Origin of the sequence: Sphingorhabdus sp. EL138 (assembly GCF_945890115.1) — a bacterium.
In the GTDB taxonomy this organism is placed as follows: Bacteria; Pseudomonadota; Alphaproteobacteria; order Sphingomonadales; family Sphingomonadaceae; genus Sphingorhabdus_B.
In genome coordinates this window covers 37079-56744 of the sequence record NZ_CAMDCK010000009.1, presented here as the reverse complement: position 1 = coordinate 56744, position 19666 = coordinate 37079, and the positions used below count along the sequence as shown (strand labels likewise).

19 protein-coding genes are annotated in these 19666 nt (G+C 52.7%); 11 read left to right on the top strand and 8 right to left on the bottom strand.

All coding sequences use genetic code 11. The features are described from left to right. Window positions 1-196: 196 nt before the first annotated feature. The gene (locus tag Q0O07_RS05840; RefSeq protein ID WP_295491489.1) at window positions 197-781 is read left to right on the top strand and encodes an HNH endonuclease; all 585 of its coding nucleotides are present in this window, start codon (window positions 197-199) and stop codon (window positions 779-781) included. 4 nt (window positions 782-785) lie between these two features. On the opposite strand, the gene Q0O07_RS05835 is transcribed toward Q0O07_RS05840, so the two are convergent. Together Q0O07_RS05835 and Q0O07_RS05830 are read right to left on the bottom strand one after the other, a co-directional pair. After that, window positions 786-1325: a (2Fe-2S)-binding protein gene (locus Q0O07_RS05835; protein ID WP_295491486.1), complete on the bottom strand. Its 540-nt coding sequence runs from the start codon at window positions 1323-1325 to the stop codon at window positions 786-788. Window positions 1326-1436: 111 nt separating this feature from the next. Beyond that, a complete protein-coding gene (locus tag Q0O07_RS05830) occupies window positions 1437-2201 on the bottom strand; it encodes a class II aldolase/adducin family protein (RefSeq protein WP_295491483.1) in 765 nt (254 codons plus the stop codon). A 280-nt stretch (window positions 2202-2481) separates the two neighbouring features. Between Q0O07_RS05830 and rpsU the strand changes: the two genes are divergently transcribed. Together rpsU and Q0O07_RS05820 are read left to right on the top strand one after the other, a co-directional pair. Further along, window positions 2482-2688: a 30S ribosomal protein S21 gene (gene rpsU / locus Q0O07_RS05825; RefSeq protein ID WP_125231027.1), complete on the top strand. Its 207-nt coding sequence runs from the start codon at window positions 2482-2484 to the stop codon at window positions 2686-2688. Between the two features lie 112 nt (window positions 2689-2800). Next, the gene (locus Q0O07_RS05820) at window positions 2801-3424 is read left to right on the top strand and encodes an FKBP-type peptidyl-prolyl cis-trans isomerase (RefSeq protein WP_295491480.1); all 624 of its coding nucleotides are present in this window, start codon (window positions 2801-2803) and stop codon (window positions 3422-3424) included. A gap of 23 nt (window positions 3425-3447) precedes the next feature. Here Q0O07_RS05820 and Q0O07_RS05815 read toward each other — a convergent pair whose 3' ends face one another. Then, complete coding sequence (locus Q0O07_RS05815) at window positions 3448-4971, bottom strand: fumarate hydratase (RefSeq protein ID WP_295491477.1); 1524 nt, start codon at window positions 4969-4971, stop codon at window positions 3448-3450. Between the two features lie 810 nt (window positions 4972-5781). Between Q0O07_RS05815 and Q0O07_RS05810 the strand changes: the two genes are divergently transcribed. The 7 genes from Q0O07_RS05810 (at window position 5782) to Q0O07_RS05780 (ending at window position 13747) form a co-directional block, all read left to right on the top strand. Next, on the top strand, window positions 5782-7716 hold the full coding sequence (locus tag Q0O07_RS05810) for a ribonucleoside-diphosphate reductase subunit alpha (protein ID WP_295491475.1): 1935 nt from the start codon (window positions 5782-5784) through the stop codon (window positions 7714-7716). A gap of 62 nt (window positions 7717-7778) precedes the next feature. Beyond that, window positions 7779-8831, top strand: coding sequence for a ribonucleotide-diphosphate reductase subunit beta (locus Q0O07_RS05805; RefSeq protein WP_295491472.1), 1053 nt, complete (start codon window positions 7779-7781; stop codon window positions 8829-8831). A 1785-nt stretch (window positions 8832-10616) separates the two neighbouring features. Then, window positions 10617-11522, top strand: a complete 906-nt coding sequence (locus Q0O07_RS05800) for an IS1595 family transposase (protein WP_295491469.1) — start codon at window positions 10617-10619, stop codon at window positions 11520-11522. Between the two features lie 207 nt (window positions 11523-11729). Further along, window positions 11730-12251, top strand: a complete 522-nt coding sequence (locus Q0O07_RS05795) for a hypothetical protein (RefSeq protein ID WP_295491466.1) — start codon at window positions 11730-11732, stop codon at window positions 12249-12251. Beyond that, window positions 12244-12645, top strand: a complete 402-nt coding sequence (locus Q0O07_RS05790; RefSeq protein ID WP_295491463.1) for a helix-turn-helix transcriptional regulator — start codon at window positions 12244-12246, stop codon at window positions 12643-12645. Before Q0O07_RS05795 ends, Q0O07_RS05790 begins: the two co-directional genes overlap by 8 nt. Continuing rightward, on the top strand, window positions 12642-13145 hold the full coding sequence (locus Q0O07_RS05785; protein ID WP_295491461.1) for a hypothetical protein: 504 nt from the start codon (window positions 12642-12644) through the stop codon (window positions 13143-13145). The genes Q0O07_RS05790 and Q0O07_RS05785 overlap by 4 nt, the downstream gene beginning before the upstream one ends. A 320-nt stretch (window positions 13146-13465) precedes the next feature. Next, on the top strand, window positions 13466-13747 hold the full coding sequence (locus tag Q0O07_RS05780) for a DUF1294 domain-containing protein (RefSeq protein WP_295491459.1): 282 nt from the start codon (window positions 13466-13468) through the stop codon (window positions 13745-13747). A gap of 35 nt (window positions 13748-13782) precedes the next feature. Here the strand turns inward: Q0O07_RS05780 and Q0O07_RS05775 are convergent, their stop codons facing one another. Continuing rightward, window positions 13783-14253: a thermonuclease family protein gene (locus Q0O07_RS05775; RefSeq protein ID WP_295491457.1), complete on the bottom strand. Its 471-nt coding sequence runs from the start codon at window positions 14251-14253 to the stop codon at window positions 13783-13785. A gap of 460 nt (window positions 14254-14713) precedes the next feature. Between Q0O07_RS05775 and Q0O07_RS05770 the strand changes: the two genes are divergently transcribed. Continuing rightward, a complete protein-coding gene (locus Q0O07_RS05770; protein WP_295491454.1) occupies window positions 14714-15040 on the top strand; it encodes a DUF952 domain-containing protein in 327 nt (108 codons plus the stop codon). 184 nt (window positions 15041-15224) lie between these two features. On the opposite strand, the gene Q0O07_RS05765 is transcribed toward Q0O07_RS05770, so the two are convergent. From Q0O07_RS05765 to lptF, 4 genes are all read right to left on the bottom strand, one after another. Next, window positions 15225-15944, bottom strand: coding sequence for an NRDE family protein (locus Q0O07_RS05765; RefSeq protein WP_295491451.1), 720 nt, complete (start codon window positions 15942-15944; stop codon window positions 15225-15227). Between the two features lie 79 nt (window positions 15945-16023). Continuing rightward, window positions 16024-17175, bottom strand: a complete 1152-nt coding sequence (locus Q0O07_RS05760) for an N-acetyltransferase (protein WP_295491448.1) — start codon at window positions 17173-17175, stop codon at window positions 16024-16026. Window positions 17176-17210: 35 nt separating this feature from the next. Then, entirely contained in the window at window positions 17211-18299 is a 1089-nt protein-coding gene (lptG, locus tag Q0O07_RS05755; RefSeq protein WP_295491445.1) for an LPS export ABC transporter permease LptG, read from the bottom strand. 3 nt (window positions 18300-18302) lie between these two features. Beyond that, the gene (gene lptF / locus Q0O07_RS05750) at window positions 18303-19541 is read right to left on the bottom strand and encodes an LPS export ABC transporter permease LptF (RefSeq protein WP_295491442.1); all 1239 of its coding nucleotides are present in this window, start codon (window positions 19539-19541) and stop codon (window positions 18303-18305) included. Window positions 19542-19666 lie beyond the last annotated feature (125 nt).

Here is a 19666-nt window from a genome sequence, read left to right as displayed (position 1 = left end):
CTTCGGCTCCACGGTCTGGCCCAGATAGGAATGGATGAAGTCTAAAGCCGTCAAAAAAATTTCCCCAATAATACCACATTCGGTAGCTTTAGCCACTTGACGTTACAATATGTGTAAATAGGTTGGCGACTGTCAGAATGCTGTAATGCTAATATGCTTAACGCATGTTTGATAAAAAGGGAGTAGGGTTCCACTGATGTTGCATACCGGAACTTTCGAGGCGGCGGGCCGGGCAAGGCACCCGGAGAACTGTCCTGCGCTTGTGCTGAACGCGGATTACACGCCCTTAAGCTATTATCCGCTAAGCCTGTGGCCGTGGCAGGCCGCGATTAAGGCGGTTTTCCTGGACAAGGTCGACATTGTCTCCAACTATGACCGGCATGTGCATAGTCCAAGTCTGGACATGAAAATTCCGTCGGTGATTGCGCTGCGCCAATATGTGAAGCCGTCGGAATATCCTGCATTCACCCGTTTTAACCTGTTCCTGCGCGACAAGTTCGAATGTCAATATTGCGGGTCGGGCGACAATCTGACCTTTGACCATATCGTCCCGCGTCGCTTGGGCGGCATTACCAGTTGGGAAAATGTCACCACCGCCTGTTTGCACTGCAACCTTAAAAAGGGCGGCCGCACGCCTAAGCAGGCGCATATGCAACTTAACATGGCGGCGATCCGGCCGACAAGCTGGCAGTTGCAAGACCGGGGCCGCGCGTTTCCGCCGAACCATCTGCATGAAACATGGCACGACTGGTTATACTGGGATATCGAACTGGAGGGCTGAGTCCTTATTTCGGAACCGTCAGCGCGGGCACAGCGCGCGCTGCATCCTCAGGCGTTATACCCGGCGGTGGGGCGGCGGCGATGCGTTCTTCGCCGCGCATGACTCGGCCCGCACGTTTGATCGCGCCGCGCAACCGTGGGTAAATGCCGCAACGGCACAGGTTGGTGATCGCGGTGTCAATTTCAGCATCGGTAGGATTACTGTTTTTCTTCAGCAACACCGACGCCGCCATGATGACGCCGGAAATACAAAAGCCACATTGCGGGACATTGCTGGCCACAAACGCCTGTTGCAACGGATGGCTCCGGTCACGGCTCAGGCCCTCTATCGTTGTGACAAAGCGCCCCTCGGCCTCAGATATGGTCACAAGGCAGGAGCGGATAGCCTCACCATCAATTTCAACCATGCATGCACCGCAATCGCCAACGCCGCAGCCATATTTGGTGCCCGTCAAGTTGGACGCATCGCGCAACGCCCACAATAAGGGTGTTTGCGGGTCCATTTTATATTGGACGGGGCGGTCGTTGACGGTGAATTTGGTCATCACTCCCCTCCCGCTTGCGGGAGGGGACGGGGGAGGGCGTGTCGCGGTATCATTTTATGGTTCTACCCTCCCCTAACCCCTCCCGCAAGCGGGAGGGGGATGCCCACAATCTTAATCCCGCCAGCTTTTGTCGATTTGGTCCACCTTGCGCACCATCGCGTCAAATTCAACGCGGCCCGATCCGCCGGGAGGCGATGCCATATACAAATCGCGCTGATGCACGGCGATTACCTCTGGCGATACCATGATCGGATTACCCATTTGCAGCGTGGCCATCTGATGCTCGCACGCGCGCTGGAGCGCCCAATATTTGATAAAGGCATCAGTGAGCGTCTTGCCCATGACGACAGGGCCATGGTTGCGCAGCATCAATATCCGCTTGTCGCCGAGATGCTCGACCAACCGCGCGCCCTCTTCTTCGCGCACGGTAACGCCTTCAAAGTCATGATAGGCCAATTGGCCGATGAAATTGCATGCGTAGAAGTTCACAGGCTGCAAGCCGCCCTCAAGGCTGCATACCGCTACGGTTGCGGTGGTGTGCGTGTGGATGATCGCATGTGCGTCCGGCAAGGTGCGATGGAACAGGCTGTGCTGGACAAAGCCCGCTTTGTTCACATGCCACGGGTTATCAACGTCCATCTTGTTGCCATCAATATCGATTTTGATGAGGCTCGACGCGGTAATTTCACCGAAATGCATGCCATAAGGATTAATCAAAAACGCGCCGTCCTCGTCAGGCACTTTGACCGTAATGTGGTTGAACACAAGCTCATCCCAGCCGAACATCGAAAATATCCGGTAACAGGCCGCAAGCTCTTGCCGCGCAGTCCATTCCGCCTCGCTATATTTGCTATTCGACTTTAATTGGGTGGCCATATGCTCTCTCCTGCTCCTCAGTTGCGTTGCATTATGAAACGAACAAGGCGTGAGGGCAAGTATTAGGCGATTCGACAAGTGCTGATAATTTTCTTGCTGGTTACCGCGCCAAGATAGCAACCAAGCCCGCAAAAAGCGCCATTTCCGCTTGATATTTGGAGGCGACATAGGTAGGGGCCACATCAACACGCCGGCTGTGAGCGCGGCTTTTTTTGTTTTTAGCCTTTCAAAGTGGCAGTTTTAAGCCATTTTGCCGATTCGATGCGGAGTTGAGTTTTTTATGCAAATCATGGTTCGCGATAATAATGTTGATCAGGCCCTACGCGCGCTGAAGAAAAAGCTGCAGCGTGAAGGCGTGTATCGCGAAATGAAGCTTCGTCGTCATTTTGAAAAGCCATCGGAAAAGCGTGCCCGTGAAAAGGCTGCTGCTGTCCGTCGCGCCCGCAAGATGGAGCGTAAGCAACAGGAACGTGACGGCGCGAAATAAGCGTCTGCACTCTACAACAAGGAAAGCGCCTTTCATCGGCGCTTTTTTTGTGTCTAGAAACCGCGCCGCTTTCTGCTAGTTAGCGCGCAACCCAGCCAATAGGAATTTCTGCATGTCTGTCACCGCCGTTCCCATTCAGCCTCTTAAAAAAGGTTCGCTCACCAAATATTGGGCGGCGATTGCGTTGGTTCTCGCGGCCGGTGGCGGCTTGGCCTATTGGGGAACCAGCGACGTGCGGCAGGAATTTGGTGATGTGACGACAACGCCATCTGGCCTGCGCTACAAAATCATGGAAGCTGGCGAAGGCCCCAACCCTACGGACAATGACGTGGTCCTTGTGAGTTATAAGGGCATGTTGAAGGACGGCACGGTTTTTGACCAAAACCCGCAAGCTGGCTTTCCTGTAACGGGCGTCGTCCCCGGCTTTTCGGAAGGCCTAAAAATCATGCAGCGCGGCGGTAAATATCGCCTGTGGATTCCAGCTGAGCTTGGCTATGGCCCAGAGGATCAGCGCAACCCGCAGACAGGCGAAGTCGCCATTCCCGGTGGAAGCGAACTGACATTCGATGTCGAGCTGCTCGAGTTCAAGTCGCGCGCCGAGATCGAAGCAATGCAAAAGCAGATGCAGGAGATGCAGCAGCAACAAGGCGGCGCAGGCGGCCAAGCCGGCGGCGCACCCCAAGGCCTACCACCCGAAATTCAGGCCCAAATTGACGCCCAAATGCGCGGTCAGTAATTGCGGGGGCTTAGGGCCAGGCCCTAGACTCCCTGCAACAAACCTTCATCCTTAATCCGCTTTTGCCAATAAGCGGGCGCTAATTGGTGGACATTGTTGCCATCGCTATCGACCGCAACGGTGACGGGGAAGTCCTGCACTTCAAACTCGTAAATGGCTTCCATGCCTAAATCTGCAAAGCCGACGACTTTGCTGCCCTTGATCGCGCGGGCGACGAGATAGGCAGCGCCGCCAACGGCCATGAGATAGGCGCTCTTGCGCTTGGCGATGGCCTGCGTTGCCGCGGGGCCGCGTTCAGCCTTGCCAACGCAGGCGAGTAAGCCTTGCTCAAGCATCATATCCATGAACTTGTCCATGCGCGTCGCAGTTGTTGGCCCTGCTGGCCCGACAATTTCCTCGCCAACCGGATCGACCGGGCCTACATAATAGATCATGCGGCCCTTGAAGCTGACGGGCAGTTCTTCTCCCTTGGCCAGCATATCGGCAATGCGCTTATGGGCGGCGTCGCGGCCAGTCAGCATCTTGCCGTTGAGCAGCAAGCGATCGCCTTGCTTCCAACCCGCCACGACGTCCGGCGTGAGCGTATCGAGATCAACGCGGATTGCCGCTGCGTCGGGTTTCCAATCGACCTTAGGCCATTCGTCCAACTTTGGCGCCTCCAGATAGGCAGGGCCAGCTCCATCCAATGTGAAATGGGCATGGCGCGTGGCGGCGCAATTGGGGATCATGGCAACAGGCTTACCTGCGGCATGACATGGCGCATCCATGATCTTCACATCCAATATCGTGGAAAGTCCGCCAAGCCCCTGCGCGCCAATGCCAAGCGCATTGACCTTGTCAAAAATCTCGATGCGCATGGCTTCAATGTCGTTCTGCGGACCTCGTGCCTTCAATGGTCCCATGTCGATGGGTTCCATCAACGCTTGTTTGGCCAGCAACACGCAATGTTCCGCTGTGCCACCAATGCCAATGCCCAACATGCCGGGCGGGCACCAACCAGCGCCCATTTGCGGCAGCATCTCCACAACCCAATCCACTATATTGTCCGACGGGTTCATCATCTTGAACTTCGACTTATTCTCGCTGCCGCCACCCTTGGCGGCAACGTCGACGGACACTTTGGAGCCGGGGACGAGGTCGACATGCAGGACGCACGGCGTATTGTCCTTGGTATTGCGCCGCGTAAAGGCTGGGTCCGCAAGCACCGACGCGCGCAGCTTGTTTTCGGGGTGTAAATAGGCGCGGCGGACGCCTTCATCGATCACGTCCTGCAAAGATGCGGATGTGTCTTCCAAACGGCAATCCATGCCCCATTTGACGAAAACGTTAACGATACCTGTGTCTTGGCAAATCGGGCGATGCCCCTCTGCGCACATGCGGCTATTGGTTAGGATTTGCGCGATGGCATCCTTGGCAGCAGGCGATTGCTCCGCTTCATACGCGTCGCCCAAGGCCCGGATATAATCCATCGGGTGGAAATAGCTGATATATTGCAACGCGTCGGCCACGCTTTCGATCAAGTCGGCATTGCGGATGATTACAGTCATGTCGGCCCCTACGCTTTAAGTATGCAATGCCCCTTAACGCGCTCGAGCGCCTATTCAAGCCTCATTTGGTCTAGCGCCAGAAGGACATTGGCTAACAAGCGCTGTGTCTCAACAGCGCTTTATGAGGGGTGTGACAGATCCCGCGCACGGCACTTCATCTCGTCATTCCCGCGAAGGCGGGGATCCGCCAGTTGTGAAAGGCATACGCACATCGCGTTGGTTCGGCATTGCGAGACGGCATAGATCCCCACCTTCGCGGTTCATGATTTGTGCACCGAATCTGACTCAGCAAATCCTAGTTTGCACCCACGGCCAGAACAGCGAATATGGGCCCCCAACCGATACATTCATTTCGGCATATAAAAAATATGCATTGGGTCATTTTACATCTTGCGCTCTGAATTTCACTTAGCAGGTCCGCGCGTCGCTCGCTGTTACGACGCGCCGGGGTGCGACGAATGGAATCACATTAGCGACGAATTGAGATCAAGAAATTGCAATTTACATCTTGCGTCTTAGCCCGAATAAGGCACTATAGGTAGCGGTTGGCCACAGGGGGCATTACCACCAATTGTGCTTTATGCTTCAGCGGACGAATGTATCGGCCGCGGCGCTTTTTCCCATCGATAAGCTGGGGACAAGTCAAAATACTCCCCCCTGACAAGGTCAAAAAATGCTACAAGGGAGTTTCGTGCCCTGAGTCGAACAATATGGGAACATCGGTTCCCGCCAAGATACAGCTGATCGCTGGATGTCGGTAAACCGACAACCAGTTTCAGGTCGCCGCAATGAATGGAGCTACAGGTTAAAATGGATTTCAGGGATACAGGCCAAGGGGCGGATGACATGACCGCAGGAATGATGACAGATATGCTTGAAAAAGTGGCTGAAGCGGCAAAGGCGGAGATCGCTGAAGCCAAGACGCCAGCGTCAAGCAAATCAGTTGACGTGCGTCGTTTCAATGTCGTCACTGATTCCGCGCGCGACGCCTTGTTGACCGAATTCGGCAAGGACACGTTGCAGGACCGTTATCTGCTGCCCGATGAAAGCTATCAGGACCTTTTCGCGCGCGTTGCGTCCGCTTATGCCGATGACGAACCACATGCGCAGCGTCTTTATGACTATATCTCGCGTCTATGGTTCATGCCGGCAACGCCCGTATTGTCCAACGGCGGTACGGGCCGTGGTCTACCGATCAGCTGCTATTTGAACTCCGTCGATGACAGCTTGGAAGGCATCGTCAACACTTGGAACGAAAATGTCTGGCTCGCGTCGCGCGGCGGCGGCATTGGCACTTATTGGGGCAATGTCCGTGGCATTGGTGAACCTGTTGGCCTGAATGGCAAGACCAGCGGCATCATTCCGTTTGTCCGCGTGATGGACAGCCTGACACTTGCGATTTCGCAAGGGTCGCTGCGTCGTGGTTCTGCCGCCTGTTATCTGGACGTCAGCCACCCCGAAATCGAAGAATTCCTCGAAATCCGTAAACCATCGGGCGACTTCAACCGTAAGGCGTTGAACCTGCACCATGGCGTATTGCTGTCCGACGAATTTATGGAAGCCGTCCGCGCTGGTGAAGAATTCCACCTGCGCAGCCCCAAGACAGGCGAAGTCCGCAGCACTATCGATGCCCGTTCCTTGTTCCAGAAGCTGGTGGAAACCCGCCTTGCAACCGGTGAGCCCTATATCATCTTCAGCGACACCGTGAACAACGCGATGCCCAAGCATCACCGCGATCTGGGGCTGAAGGTTTCGACATCGAACTTGTGTTCGGAAATCACTTTGCCAACGGGCCGTGACCATTTGGGCAATGACCGGACGGCCGTATGTTGCCTGTCGTCGCTCAACCTTGAAAAATGGGACGAATGGAACGGCGATAAGGTCTTCATCGAAGATGTGATGCGCATGCTCGACAATGTGCTTCAGGATTTCATTGATCGTGCGCCGCCCGAAATGTCGCGGGCGAAATATTCGGCAAGCCGCGAACGCTCCATTGGCCTTGGCGTCATGGGCTATCACAGCTTCCTGCAGTCCCGCGGCGTCGGCTTTGAAAGCGCACTTGCCAAATCTTGGAACATGAAGTTCTTCAAACATGTCCGCGCACAAGTGGATGAGGCATCGATGATGCTCGCCAATGAACGTGGCGCCTGCCCCGACGCCGAAGAAATGGGCGTGATGGAGCGCTTCTCCTGCAAGATGGCGATTGCGCCAACGGCGTCGATTTCGATCATCTGCGGCGGCACCAGCGCGTGCATTGAGCCAATCCCGGCCAATATCTACACGCACAAAACCTTGTCGGGTAGCTTCATTGTCAAGAACCCCTATCTCGAAAAACTGTTGCAGGAAAAGTCGAAGGATTCGACCAATGTCTGGAACAGCATATTGGAAAAGGGCGGATCGGTTCAGCATCTCGATTTCCTCACGCCAGAGGAAAAGGATACGTTCAAAACCAGCTTCGAAATTGACCAGCGTTGGTTGATCGAACTGGCCGCCGACCGCACGCCGTTTATCGACCAAGCAACGTCGCTGAACCTCTATATCCCTGCCGATGTGGAAAAATGGGACCTTCTCATGCTCCACTTCCGCGCGTGGGAATTGGGCGTGAAGTCGCTATATTATCTGCGTTCGAAGTCGATCCAACGCGCTGGTTTTGCAGGCGGGGTTGAGGCGGATAATACCGCTGAAGCACCCGTCATCGAACTTGCGGCCCAAACCGATTATGAAGAATGCTTGGCCTGTCAGTAAGTTATCCTCCTCCCCCGCAAGGGGTGAGGGAACAGAAATTAAGAGAATTTGGAGCATAGAAGATGTCATTGTTAGAAGCCCGCAACAGCTACAAGCCCTTTGAATATCCATGGGCCTATGACTTCTGGAAACGTCAGCAGCAGATCCATTGGTTGCCTGAAGAAGTGCCCTTGGGCGAAGATTGCCGCGATTGGGCGCAGAAATTGTCGGACCATGAACGCAATCTGCTGACGCAAATCTTCCGTTTCTTCACGCAAGCCGATATCGAGGTGCAGAATTGCTACCACGAAAATTACGGCCGCGTGTTCAAGCCGACTGAAGTCAAGATGATGCTGACTGCCTTTTCCAACATGGAAACCGTCCATGTCGCGGCCTACAGCCATTTGCTCGACACCATCGGCATGCCCGAGTCCGAATATTCGGCATTCCTCGAATATGAAGAAATGGCGGCGAAGGTCGATTATATCCACCAATTCGGCGTCGACAGTGACGAAGACATTGCGCGCACATTGGCCATGTTCGGCGGCTTTACAGAAGGGCTGCAATTATTCGCCTCCTTCGCGATGCTGATGAACTTCCCGCGCTTCAACAAGATGAAGGGCATGGGGCAAATCGTATCCTGGTCCGTCCGCGACGAGTCCTTACACTGCGAAGGCATTACCAAGCTGTTCCACGCATTCTGCGCCGAACGTGGCTGCCTCACCAAATCGGTGCGGGAAGACATTATCGATTGCTGCCAAAAGGTCGTCCGTCTGGAAGATAATTTCATCGACCTCGCGTTCGAAATGGGCCCAGTCCCCGGCATGACCGCCAAGGAAATCAAACGCTACATCCGCTACATCGCCGATTGGCGTCTGGGTCAGCTTGGTTTTCAACCCATCTACATGGTCGAAGACCACCCGCTGCCATGGCTCGCGCCATTGTTGAACGGTGTCGAGCACGCCAACTTCTTCGAAACCCGCGCCACCGAATATAGCAAGGCGTCAACACGCGGCGATTGGGGCCAAGTATGGAACAGCTTCGACAACCGTAAGAAGAAAGACGTCGCCGAAGTCATCATCGCCGAAAATGACGGCATGGACATGTTTGAAGCGGCTGGGGTTGCTGCAGAGTAAGCCTTCTCAATAATCCGATTTATACGCTATCGCGTTAGACATTCACCCTGCCGCGCTTCTGCAAAGAGGCGCGGCAGTTTTTTGTGCGCATTCTATCCGGATGTGGGGAGCCTGACAGTCACCGCCGTGTATTTGGGTGTGCGGCAGCGGCTTAAGACGCGCCGCAGTCAAGTCACTGGTACGTTGTGGACAAGCGCCACATCGGGTTTGACTTCATATTTTTTGACAATATGTTAAATGTGTAACAAGCGCACGCAGCCATTGGGGGCTAACGATGGATCAACTTCGACAACCGCAAAAGAAAGTCATAGGCCATGAGCCCGTGGTCGAAAGTGACGGTATTTGTTCCGGCCAGCTTGATTTGCGACGGATTAAGAATGCACGCAAAAATTTCCGGAGTTTCTAGAGAATGAACGAGTATTATTTATTTGTCAGATTTAGCAAAGAAAAAAAAGATCAATCGTTTAATTCTTTTCGCGTAGCCTCTACGCTAGAAAGCATTAATGGGCCATTATATTACAATGAAGAAGATGTTGATGAATCGAATTCGTCAACAAATGAATTTGAATTAACAGAAATAGGCCAACTTTGTAGCAAATTTATTGATAGATTTGAAGAAGAGCTACTTAAATTTCATCACTTGATAGCGATAACTACCATTGTGGGAGGCAGTCTGTCATCAGGAGCGCTAGAGGGGCATGTGCTCCCTCCAACTAAAAAGCATGGCACCCTCATGGAAAAAGATGAAACGTCAGAGATTTATGGGCTAACGGAGGACGGTGCGGAAATTGTATTTAAACACTTTGAAAAAATGAATGAGATAACTGCCGGTTTATCTGCGCTTCCGTCGAGTCTTCTACTTAGCCTAGTCGCAAGCTATGATTCTTTAATAGGTGATTTTATATCTGAACTACTCAAATTAAAACCTGAAAGAGTGCAGTTAAGTGAAAAGACAATTACCTACAGAGAAATTTTTAAAATAGGTAATGTTTCAAAGTTACTTGATGAAGCAATTGAGAATGAAGTTGCGCAGCTTCTTCGTACCTCGCATTATGATCAGATAGATTATATCGAGAAATTAGTCGAAACGAAAATATTGGGAAGCTACGAAAGGCTTCCCAATTATCTCGAAATATTTGAGCGTCGAAATCAAATTGCGCACGCATCTGGAAATGTGACGCAAAGATATTTAGATAAATGCAGACAATATAAATATCCTACTGATGGGATAGAAATAGGATCAAAATTTAAGCTTGATCCAAAATACCTACACAAGGCGGTTGATCACTTAGCTGAATTTGGAGTCACCCTTGCATTTATGGCATGGCAAAAGCTAGGAGTGAAAGACCCAAAAGCATTTACAAAGATGAACCGCGCTTGCTACGAATTGATAGTAAAACGGAGATATAAGTTAGCCGGAAACTTGTTGGATTTTTGTTTACGTAAACAAAATTGCGATGCTGATGAAGTTACCCGCCGTATGATGTATATAAATTTAGCAAACTCTCATGCTCGTGCAGGAAAAAGGGAATTAGCTGAGGAAATTCTTGCGGAGCTAGATTGGACAGCTTCCTCTGACCAATTTAGAATCTGTGTTGCGGCAGTACAAGGCAATGTAGAGGAAGTATGTAAACTGATGCCTCAAGCCGTAGCATCCGAATCCATTTCTAAAAGCGCACTTCGGACTTGGCCAGTGTTTGACAACGTCAAAGATGCTAAAGATTTTGCATTGTCTTTCCCGTTTATCCCCTTGACGCATGTAGAACATGATGCTAACAAGTGGGCATGGAAAAGAAATCGCCCTCTGCATCGCCTGAATTTTCGGTCCGCGAATTTTTCGCCCGCTTCCCGACTGATGATGCCTGTCTCGATCACATCATGGCCGTTCGCTTTGGTGGAACGCGCTTTGTCTGCACGTCATGCGGCAAGGAAAGCAGCCACCATAAACTAGCCAAGCGCCGCACCTATGTCTGCGCCGCTTGCGGTCACCACGTAAACCCGACCGCTGGTACAATTCTGCATGATACGCGAACCCCACTGGTTAGCTGGTTCTATGCTATGTATCTGTTCTGCACGACGCGCCACGGCGTATCGGGTAAGGAACTGCAACGCCAGCTTGGCGTCACCTATAAGACTGCCTATCGCATCGGACAGCAAATCCGCGATCTCACCGCCAAGGCTCAATCGTTTGACGCCCTGCTTTCCGGTCACGTCGAACTGGACGAAGCCTATGTCGGCGGTCGCACATCGGTCGGCAAGCGCGGTCGTGGCGCTCCAAACAAGACTATCGTTATGGGTCTGGCTTCACGTGACGGCCAGATGAAGGCAACGGTCATTCCCAACGTGAAGAAAGACACGCTGCGCGATGTTGTTCTGCAAAACGTGGAAGCCGGTTCGTTTGTCTCGACCGATGAACTTTACAGCTACAATTTACTCACTGGCGATGGTTACAAGCACGGCACCGTAAAGCACGGCCAGAAAGAATATGCCTATTATGACTACCGGACTAACCAGACGTTCCATGTAAACACTGTGGAAGGCTTCTGGAGACTGTTTAAGGCGTCTATCCGGTCAACTCACGTTCAAGTTAGCGCCAAGCACATGGAACGCTATCTGAGCGAGTTCACGTTTCGGGCAAACAATCGCCAGCGGGTAAATGGGATGTTTGATCTTCTTGTTGGGGCGCTGTGACGCGCCTCACCATTTTCTCGAATTGAGCGCGATCAGCAGGGCCGATGCCTTCCGCTTCTGCTTGGCTAATAAAGGCCTCTAGTTGGCCCGACGCCAGAGCCTCTGATAATGTAATTGGTGTTTCCATAATCGATTATTAGCACGTCGCTTACGATTTCAAAAGCAAGGTAATTGTGTCACTCTGCGACGAATCGAGGCATCCGTTAGTTGACTTTTAACGCAACATCCCTATCTATTGAACGATTGAAGCGAACCACGCTTGTCGAGCGCTTCGGCCTGCGCGCAACGCCAAACGTGGTTAGACGGGTATTCGTAACAGAAGAGGTTAGAGCGTTTTTGGACACCAAAGAACCGTATTTCCCGCGAACTACTGCCGAACTCACTTTTGGCCGTTTTAGAAGCGGACATATGGTTACTGTATCTGGGGCAATGGATAAGAGGGCAGATTTCAAGCGGATGGTTGATACCGATGAGGTATGGATCATGGCTTTTAGGAAGCCGAAACTGGGACAAGGAAGGCTTTTAGGGCGATTTGTGGACCGCAATATTTTTGTAGGCACTGTTATTGCTTCCCGCGAGGAGATTGCAAAAGTTTCATACGCTGCTGTTGCGGCAAGAGTGATTGACACATGGGACGAAGTTACCGGAGGTATTCCGCCTATGCGGTCCAATAATTTTGAGGATTATTTTGGACCGCAGCACATTGATTTGGACAATGACTATGACTGAAAATAAAGACACTGAAATGCTCGCTGAATATGATCGGTTTTTTTATCGGTCATCACTAGTCAGCATGTTCTGGGCGGTAATCCAAGCGAGGAAAAAGAGAAAATCCGCGTTTAAGATGAAGCAACTTTCGGACGCACTGAAAGTTGATAAATCGGTAGTCTCACGCTGGTTTGCAAACTCTCCAAACTGGACCGCAAATACAGTTTCGGACATTGCCAACGCGCTTGATCTTGAAATTCGAGTTTCTGTTTATGACCGAACGGACGGCAAAATTTACACCCCGTCCGGCGAACAAACGCAAGCGCTCACCACTTCTTGCCCGAGCACAATCGACGAAACGCCGCGGATCAACACAGCAAGCACGTTTAACGGCCCTAGGGTTTTCGCATCATGATCCTTCAGCCCAGCGTTCCAGGGGGCTACGTCATTTTTTGCGATGACGTAAGGAAAGAAATCGGTGGGAAAGTTACTATAGTTGGTGTTTATGGTGGCGAACTTACAGCTTATGGTGAAGCTCCATTATCGCTTCCACAGTTGTATGCTGTTGTCTCTTTTCGAAACAAACCAAACGACGATTCATATAGCTTAAAGGTCGTTGTATCCATGTTCGGTTCGGATGGAGAGGCTAAAGTGCTTTCTTCTTTTGATTACGATGTACCAGCCTGTCAGAGAGACTTACTGCCAGCACCAATCGACGAACACAGCATGGTGTTTATTGAACTCAGTCATATTGTGCGAATGTCGCCCCTTATTATCACCGAACCCTGTATGATTACGGTGAGGGCATACTTAGGTGATGACGAAGTCAGGTTGGGTTCGTTAAAAGTAAGAATAACTAACATGAGTGAATACACGGCCCACTTGCCTCCAGAATCCCCAAACCCGCCAAATTAAGAGTTGTATTGGCTATGCTCAACTCGGGCATTAGTGAGTTTGCACCATCAACATGCGTCAAGGGGATAAACGGGTTGTCTTTTGAGGAAATTTTTACAGAGCCGTATCAAATCGAACTGGTGTCTGGATCGCCCCTTGAACAACTAGAGAAACAGTCTGATGAAACGATTGTTGCTTAACAAATCCTGAATTTATGATTCTAGAAAAAGTTTACTAATTTCGATTTAATAGGAATTACCGCAATGCGCTCATTGGTGCCGCTCTGGCGTGTGCGCCTTATTCCAGCTATCAATACACACTAACCCACCAGCATATCACGCATGCCCCTCCTCACCCTCCCCAATACGCTTGGCCTGTTTGCGCTGATCAACCTGTGGACGTTCCTGCTGTTCGGCGTCGATAAACTCCGCGCTCGGGCGGGGTCCGACCGTGTGTCGGAAGGGGCGTTGCTGACATGGGCGTTTTTTGAGGGAACCATCGGCGCATATGCTGGTCGCGCGGTATTCCGGCACAAGACGCGCAAGCAGCCCTTTTCCAGCCACCTGCACAAGATCGCGATACTGCACGTCTGTGCCGCTGTGCTGGCGGCGGTCTGTTTATGACGAACCGCGCCCGTCTGGGGCGGCGATAAAGCTGTTCAGCACCAGCTGCGTCGGCCGCCTTCATAATAACGCGCAAGCCCTTCTTCGACCAATATATCGCCCAGGCTTTCCCCACCGCGCGTCAGGATGCGCAATTTGCGGCCATAGCGATCTTCGTCGCGGTTGATGCTTTGCAGGGTGAACGGACCGGCATTGACAAGTTCATGCAGCCGCCGTGTTGCTGCGGCACCAAGCGCCGCCTCCGCCGCGCAGCGGGGTTGATGCGTTTCGGGGGTATCGATATCGGCGATGCGAATCTTGCTACCGCGATACCAGATCGTATCCCCATCCACGACGCAGTTCGTGCCCCCGCCGCTTTTGCAGAGGCCAAATGCGGCGGTTTCGGTGTCGGGGGCGCTTGCGGCCAAAGCAGCGACGCCGCCAACCGGGGCTGTGCCGGATAGCGTCCAGACGCCCCAAAAAATGGCAGCCGACAGCATCAGCGTCAGCGAGAAAAACCGAGTCATATGAGCACTGGACCTTTGCGTATGACGGCAGTGCCCGCACACCGGGGTGTTACGCATTGCTTCGTAAACACCACCTACGTTCGGACATTGCCGCCGGATGATACCATGTTTTACATGTTAGGCTCAACAATTGGTTAAAGTCGCGGTGGGTTATGTCGGATTTGGAGCAGTCGGGTTGCAGATTTCCGTGCACAAAAACCGCCGGGGTTTCGCCCGGCGGTTGTGTTCTAGCGCTTAGCCAGATGGCAGTGCCGAAGGATTAAAAGCGCACGCCGAGGCCAATGAGGGCCTGATGGCGGTCAACGTTCATTTTACGGTCAAAATCATTCTGGCCAATGTCGAAGCGGCGCAGATAGTTTCATGAATATAAAACGGCAAAAATGCTGAAATATTATAGGCACGCTTTGCGTCGACCACAAACCGGCTTGCCCTCATGGTCCGATTTGGACATGGATGCCGCATGGAACACATGCCGCAGCCACCCACCGCTTTCAAAATCCTGACCGCTGCGCAATGGGCGCAATTTGAGGCTGACGGTATCTTTCAGGGCGCCCCTGTCGATCTGGCGGATGGCTATATCCATCTGTCGACGCAAGATCAGCTTCAGGGCACGTTGGACAAGCATTTTGCTGGTCAGGATGGATTGGTCATCGCCGAGGTGGATTTAACAGCGCTGAAAGATGTGATCAAATGGGAGCCGTCACGCGGCGGTGCGCTTTTCCCCCATATTTACGGTGATTTGCCGATACGCGCGATCATCGGACATTTGACCCAGATCAAAGCCTGACGGAACTTTGTACGCCATAACGACTTTCTTAACTGAAGGAAGCTGACATGGACGTATTTCAAATTCCCGCCGTCGCCATTTTCGCAGGCATGCTCACATCATTTGCGATCGTCATGCTGGTCGTCACTGTGGGCGACGTTATCAGACGTTAGGCCGCGCGGTCGATAGGCGCAGAGCGAAGGCTTTACCCCCAAGAGTCTAAGCTTGCCCAATGGAAAGCTTCGGCGCTGTCCCCAAGGCTATTCCCAGCGCTATCAAAGCGCCGCTCCATAATGCGTCCAACACCGTCACGCCCGACCGCCAATATGGTGCTGCAGCGTGTGCCATAGACTGCGTTGCGGATGAATATCGGATGCGCGTCCACATCGTTGACATGAGCGTCACCCAAGATGCCAAATAAAGTCTTGGGGTCTGCTGCGCCGCCATCAAGCCAGCCCTTTAGCGCACGGTTCAATCTCTCTTTGCGCGGCCAGCGTTCGTCCTGCACCGCATTGGAAAGGCCATGCACGCCATGCGTCAACGAGGCGCTGACGTCCGCCGGACGGTTTGATATATATTGCAGACCATGTTGGTCACCAATCATCAGACTGAACGGGTTGAATTTGTCCAAATTGTCAGGATACGCGCCGCGCGTGAGCCAGTCCGTGACCAGCGCACCACGTGACGCCTTCTGCGGATCCGGCCCCTCTGGGTTCCGGATATTGGTGACCACGCCGAAACGCCCTGTGTGGCTCACCCCCATCCATGTCCCTTGCGATAAGTTATCGCGGCCAGCAATAATGGACGGATCATCTGCCCATGGCCCCAAAGGCGCTGCTGACCGGGCGTGAAATTCGTCGCGGTTTCCGGCAACGATCAATTGCCAACGCGGATGCGCATGCCATGCAATCGACACTACGCACATGTCTTGTTCCGATAAGCCCGGATGATGCCCACTTGTCAGCCTTTATCGCCGCTTGGGGATAAAATTCCTGGGCGCGAGATCACAACGGCTTTGCGTAAATGCGATATACTTTATTGACCTCACCCTCCATGGCCTCGCCCACCGAACGCATCGGGCCATTGTCGTCCAGAACCCAACCGAATTCGCCACGCGTGGCACCAAATTTGCGCGTCGAAGCATCGCGAATATAGGCGACCAGCATAAACGCCAATTGGCTAGCCAATCGTGTTGCCTGCAATTTCTTGACTACGCCCATCAATGGCACGCGCATGCTGCGCACCTTGGGGGCGCGAAGCCACCAAAGCAGTCTAGCCCAGTTGAACGGGAATAATGATCCCCTGAAACTGCCGATTTTTTCGTTGATATCGGGCCATGTCATCATGAATGCCACGGGTTCTCCGTCGACCTCGGCAATGCGGATCAAATCGTTAAACACGACGGGTTTAAGCTGCTTACCGGTATGGACCACTTCTGCATCCGTGATGGGCACAAAGCCCCAATTACCACTCCATGCATCGTTCAATATTGACAATATGATGGCTGCCTCGGCATCAAAATTGGCCTTATTGACCTTCCGAATGACAATCCGCTCATTGCGTTCACCCGATGCGACGATACGTTGCACCAAAGGCGGCAATGGCACATCAATCGGTATGTGATAGGTATACAGGTCTTTGACGCCGGCATAGCCCGCCGCCTCTATCCACGCGCCATATGCCGGGCTATGATGGCCCATCAGCATGGTCGGGGGGTGATCATGGCCTTGCACCAATAATCCCGGCTCTTCCCAGATCGAGAGGCTCAATGGCCCAAGCGCGCGGACCATTTTTTTGTCACGCAGCCAGCCTTCCGCTGTTTCAATCAACACTTTTGCAACATCGGCATCTTCGGCTTCGAAAAATCCCCAATTGCCGACACCCGGCCCCATGCCCTGTTCCGGAGGCTGCGCCAAAGCGAGATAGTCCAAATGCGCCGAAATGCGGCCAACAATATGTCCATCCCGCTCCGCTAGAAAAAGCTGCGCTTCGCCATGTTCGAACCATGGGTTTTTACCCGGCGTGATCGTTGCCATGACGTCACTTTTTAGAGGTGGCACCCAGTTCGGGTCGCTAGCGTATAAGCGAAAAGGCAGGTCGACAAACGCTTGCTTGTCAGCTTTTGTCGCAACGGAGCGAATTTTGATGTCTATCATATATTATCCCTGAAACCTTGTACGACCTGCGGCCATCATTCTTCCGTGCGGACTAAAACCGTCTCGCCTATCAAGAAGAACAGCAAAAACGGCCCCCATGCCGCAATCCATGGTGGATAAGCGCCGAGATTGCCCATTGCCAAAGCGAAGTTATCCGCGACAAAATAGGTAAAGCCCAAAGCCATGCCGATGACCGCGCGCAAAAAGAGCGCGCCGGATCGGGCAAGACCAAAGGCCGCAACGGCGCCCAGCAACGGCATCAACAATGTTGACAAGGGGCCGGATAGCTTGTGCCATAATATGCCTTCGAGATTATCCGTGCGGCGTTCAGCGGCCTTGAGATCGTCGATCGCGCGCATAAGAGGCAAGAAGGCAAGGCTGTCGCCGTCGACTTTCACCACATTGAACCTGTCAGGCGTGATACCTTTGCCGATGATGAGGCTATCTGCCGTCGTTCCGGTTGTTGTCGCCACGTTGAACGATTTTGTTTCTTCAAGTTGCCAAGCATCACCGATGTAGCGCGCACGGGTGGCGGTGATGACTTGTCGTAATCCGCCGTTGGCACGCAAATATATGCGGACGTCCTCCAGCACTGTGTCATCTCCAGAACCAAGGACGTTGCCTGCGTTGATAAGGTCATCGCCCTCACGCACCCATATATTATTGCGGGCGTTGCCATCGGGTGCCAGCGCCCCATATTCCGCTTTCTGCCACACTTTTAATTGCGCGGTGTTGGGCGCAACGACGGCATCGTTAAAGGCAAAGGATATCACCGCAACACCAAGGCTGGCGACGAACATCGGTGCCAAAATCTGATGCGCAGATAATCCAGCCGCCTTCATCGCCACCACTTCGCTGTTCTGGCTGAGCCCGGCAAAAGTGATGAGGGTGCCCAGCAGCACGGAAAACGGCAGAAATCTGGCAATAATCTGCGGTGCGCGCATCGAAACATAGTGCAGCACGTCGCCTTGGTCATTCCCGGGAACCGCCAAAATCTTGCCGCTTTCACCCAGCAAATCCAGTGTCATCAATATCAGAACGAGCATGATCAGCACGGCAAAGCTGCGAATGATGAACAGCTTTGCCATATATATTGTGATGTTGCGCGACGGGAAAAAATGCATGGCCTATGTCTCCGCAGATGGCGCGGGCATACCAAAGGTCGCCAACCGCGATTTTCGACCAAACCGGAATATGCGCTTGACCCATTTGCCGCTTTTTGTAGCAAAAACCTCTAGCGCACCAATCGGCTGTCCGCCCGGCACATGCGCTATAATATGGTACATCCACAGGATCAGAGCTGCAAACAGCAAAAATGGCAGCCACAAGGCAATGAAGGGGTCAACGATACCCATCCCGCCAACGCCTTCGGCATATTCGTTGATCTTGTGATAGGTCACCACCATGACGATGGATAGAAAAACCCCAAGCGCCGACGTTGACCGCTTTGGCGGTATCGCCAATGCCAGTGCCAGCAACGGCAGCAAGAGCATCATGGCGACTTCCACCAAACGGAAGTGAAAATTTGCCCAAGCCCGGTTGCGATCAAGCTCCGGTTTCTGGGCATCCAAGCCAATTTGGATCAGTTCAGTGATCAGATATTCGCGATCCTTGCCACCGCGCGTGCGAAAATTTTCGATCTTTGGCAACGGAATGGGAATGTCATGACTGGTAAAACTTAACACCCGCGGCGATCCATAACTGGGCGCATCATGAATCAGCGTTCCTTTTTCGAGCCGTAGTAAGATCGTGTCAGGGTCATCGGTCCGCAGAAACTGTCCTTGCTCTGCGGTCACTGCAATGGTCTGCCCGCTGTTGCTTTGCGCAAAAACAAATAGGCCCGACAGCGCATTGCCATTATTGCGGCTCTCATCAATTCGGACGGTCAGGTTCTTGCCGACATTGTTAAATTCCCCCACCCGCACTTTCGCGCCAAAAGCACCTGAACGCAGTTCAAAGCGTAGTTCTTCGTACAAATAGCGCGAACTTGGTTGAATAAAGCCAACAATAGCGAAATTGACGGCGGCAAGCGCGATTGCAAGCATGAACGGAACGCGCAACAGGCGAAAATAGCTCATGCCCACCGCACGAAAAATGTCGAGTTCTGAGGATGTTGCCAATCGGCGGAACGCCAGCAAGATGCCAAGCAGGAGGCCGATTGGGATGCCCAAGGAAAGATATTCAGGCATAAGGTTGGCAAGCATGCGCCAAACGACGCTGACCGGTCCGCCCTCTGCCGCAACGAAGTCAAACAGGTTTAGCATTTTTTCCAGCAGCAATAATGATGCGGCAATTGCGAGGGTCGCAAGCAGCGGCAACATTACAAGCCGGAAGATATAGCGGTCAGTGGCAGTTAGAAGTTTCAACTTATGGTCGCCCTGTCACCCTAATTTGGCCGCAAACTCACTCAATAGACGCTTACAGGTTCAGGGGCAATATCGATGCTATCCGAAAAAAGTGCGGATAACCGACATAAAGTTCCAGGAGTATT

Excerpts from the sequence above, each read along its gene's own strand:
- Q0O07_RS05840 (WP_295491489.1), top strand. The coding sequence starts at position 197 with ATGTTGCATACCGGAACTTTCGAGGCGGCGGGCCGGGCAAGGCACCCG.
- Q0O07_RS05835 (WP_295491486.1), bottom strand. The coding sequence starts at position 1,325 with ATGACCAAATTCACCGTCAACGACCGCCCCGTCCAATATAAAATGGAC.
- Q0O07_RS05830 (WP_295491483.1), bottom strand. The coding sequence starts at position 2,201 with ATGGCCACCCAATTAAAGTCGAATAGCAAATATAGCGAGGCGGAATGG.
- rpsU (WP_125231027.1), top strand. The coding sequence starts at position 2,482 with ATGCAAATCATGGTTCGCGATAATAATGTTGATCAGGCCCTACGCGCG.
- Q0O07_RS05820 (WP_295491480.1), top strand. The coding sequence starts at position 2,801 with ATGTCTGTCACCGCCGTTCCCATTCAGCCTCTTAAAAAAGGTTCGCTC.
- Q0O07_RS05815 (WP_295491477.1), bottom strand. The coding sequence starts at position 4,971 with ATGACTGTAATCATCCGCAATGCCGACTTGATCGAAAGCGTGGCCGAC.
- Q0O07_RS05810 (WP_295491475.1), top strand. The coding sequence starts at position 5,782 with ATGGATTTCAGGGATACAGGCCAAGGGGCGGATGACATGACCGCAGGA.
- Q0O07_RS05805 (WP_295491472.1), top strand. The coding sequence starts at position 7,779 with ATGTCATTGTTAGAAGCCCGCAACAGCTACAAGCCCTTTGAATATCCA.
- Q0O07_RS05800 (WP_295491469.1), top strand. The coding sequence starts at position 10,617 with ATGGAAAAGAAATCGCCCTCTGCATCGCCTGAATTTTCGGTCCGCGAA.
- Q0O07_RS05790 (WP_295491463.1), top strand. The coding sequence starts at position 12,244 with ATGACTGAAAATAAAGACACTGAAATGCTCGCTGAATATGATCGGTTT.
- Q0O07_RS05785 (WP_295491461.1), top strand. The coding sequence starts at position 12,642 with ATGATCCTTCAGCCCAGCGTTCCAGGGGGCTACGTCATTTTTTGCGAT.
- Q0O07_RS05780 (WP_295491459.1), top strand. The coding sequence starts at position 13,466 with ATGCCCCTCCTCACCCTCCCCAATACGCTTGGCCTGTTTGCGCTGATC.
- Q0O07_RS05775 (WP_295491457.1), bottom strand. The coding sequence starts at position 14,253 with ATGACTCGGTTTTTCTCGCTGACGCTGATGCTGTCGGCTGCCATTTTT.
- Q0O07_RS05770 (WP_295491454.1), top strand. The coding sequence starts at position 14,714 with ATGGAACACATGCCGCAGCCACCCACCGCTTTCAAAATCCTGACCGCT.
- Q0O07_RS05765 (WP_295491451.1), bottom strand. The coding sequence starts at position 15,944 with ATGTGCGTAGTGTCGATTGCATGGCATGCGCATCCGCGTTGGCAATTG.
- Q0O07_RS05760 (WP_295491448.1), bottom strand. The coding sequence starts at position 17,175 with ATGATAGACATCAAAATTCGCTCCGTTGCGACAAAAGCTGACAAGCAA.
- lptG (WP_295491445.1), bottom strand. The coding sequence starts at position 18,299 with ATGCATTTTTTCCCGTCGCGCAACATCACAATATATATGGCAAAGCTG.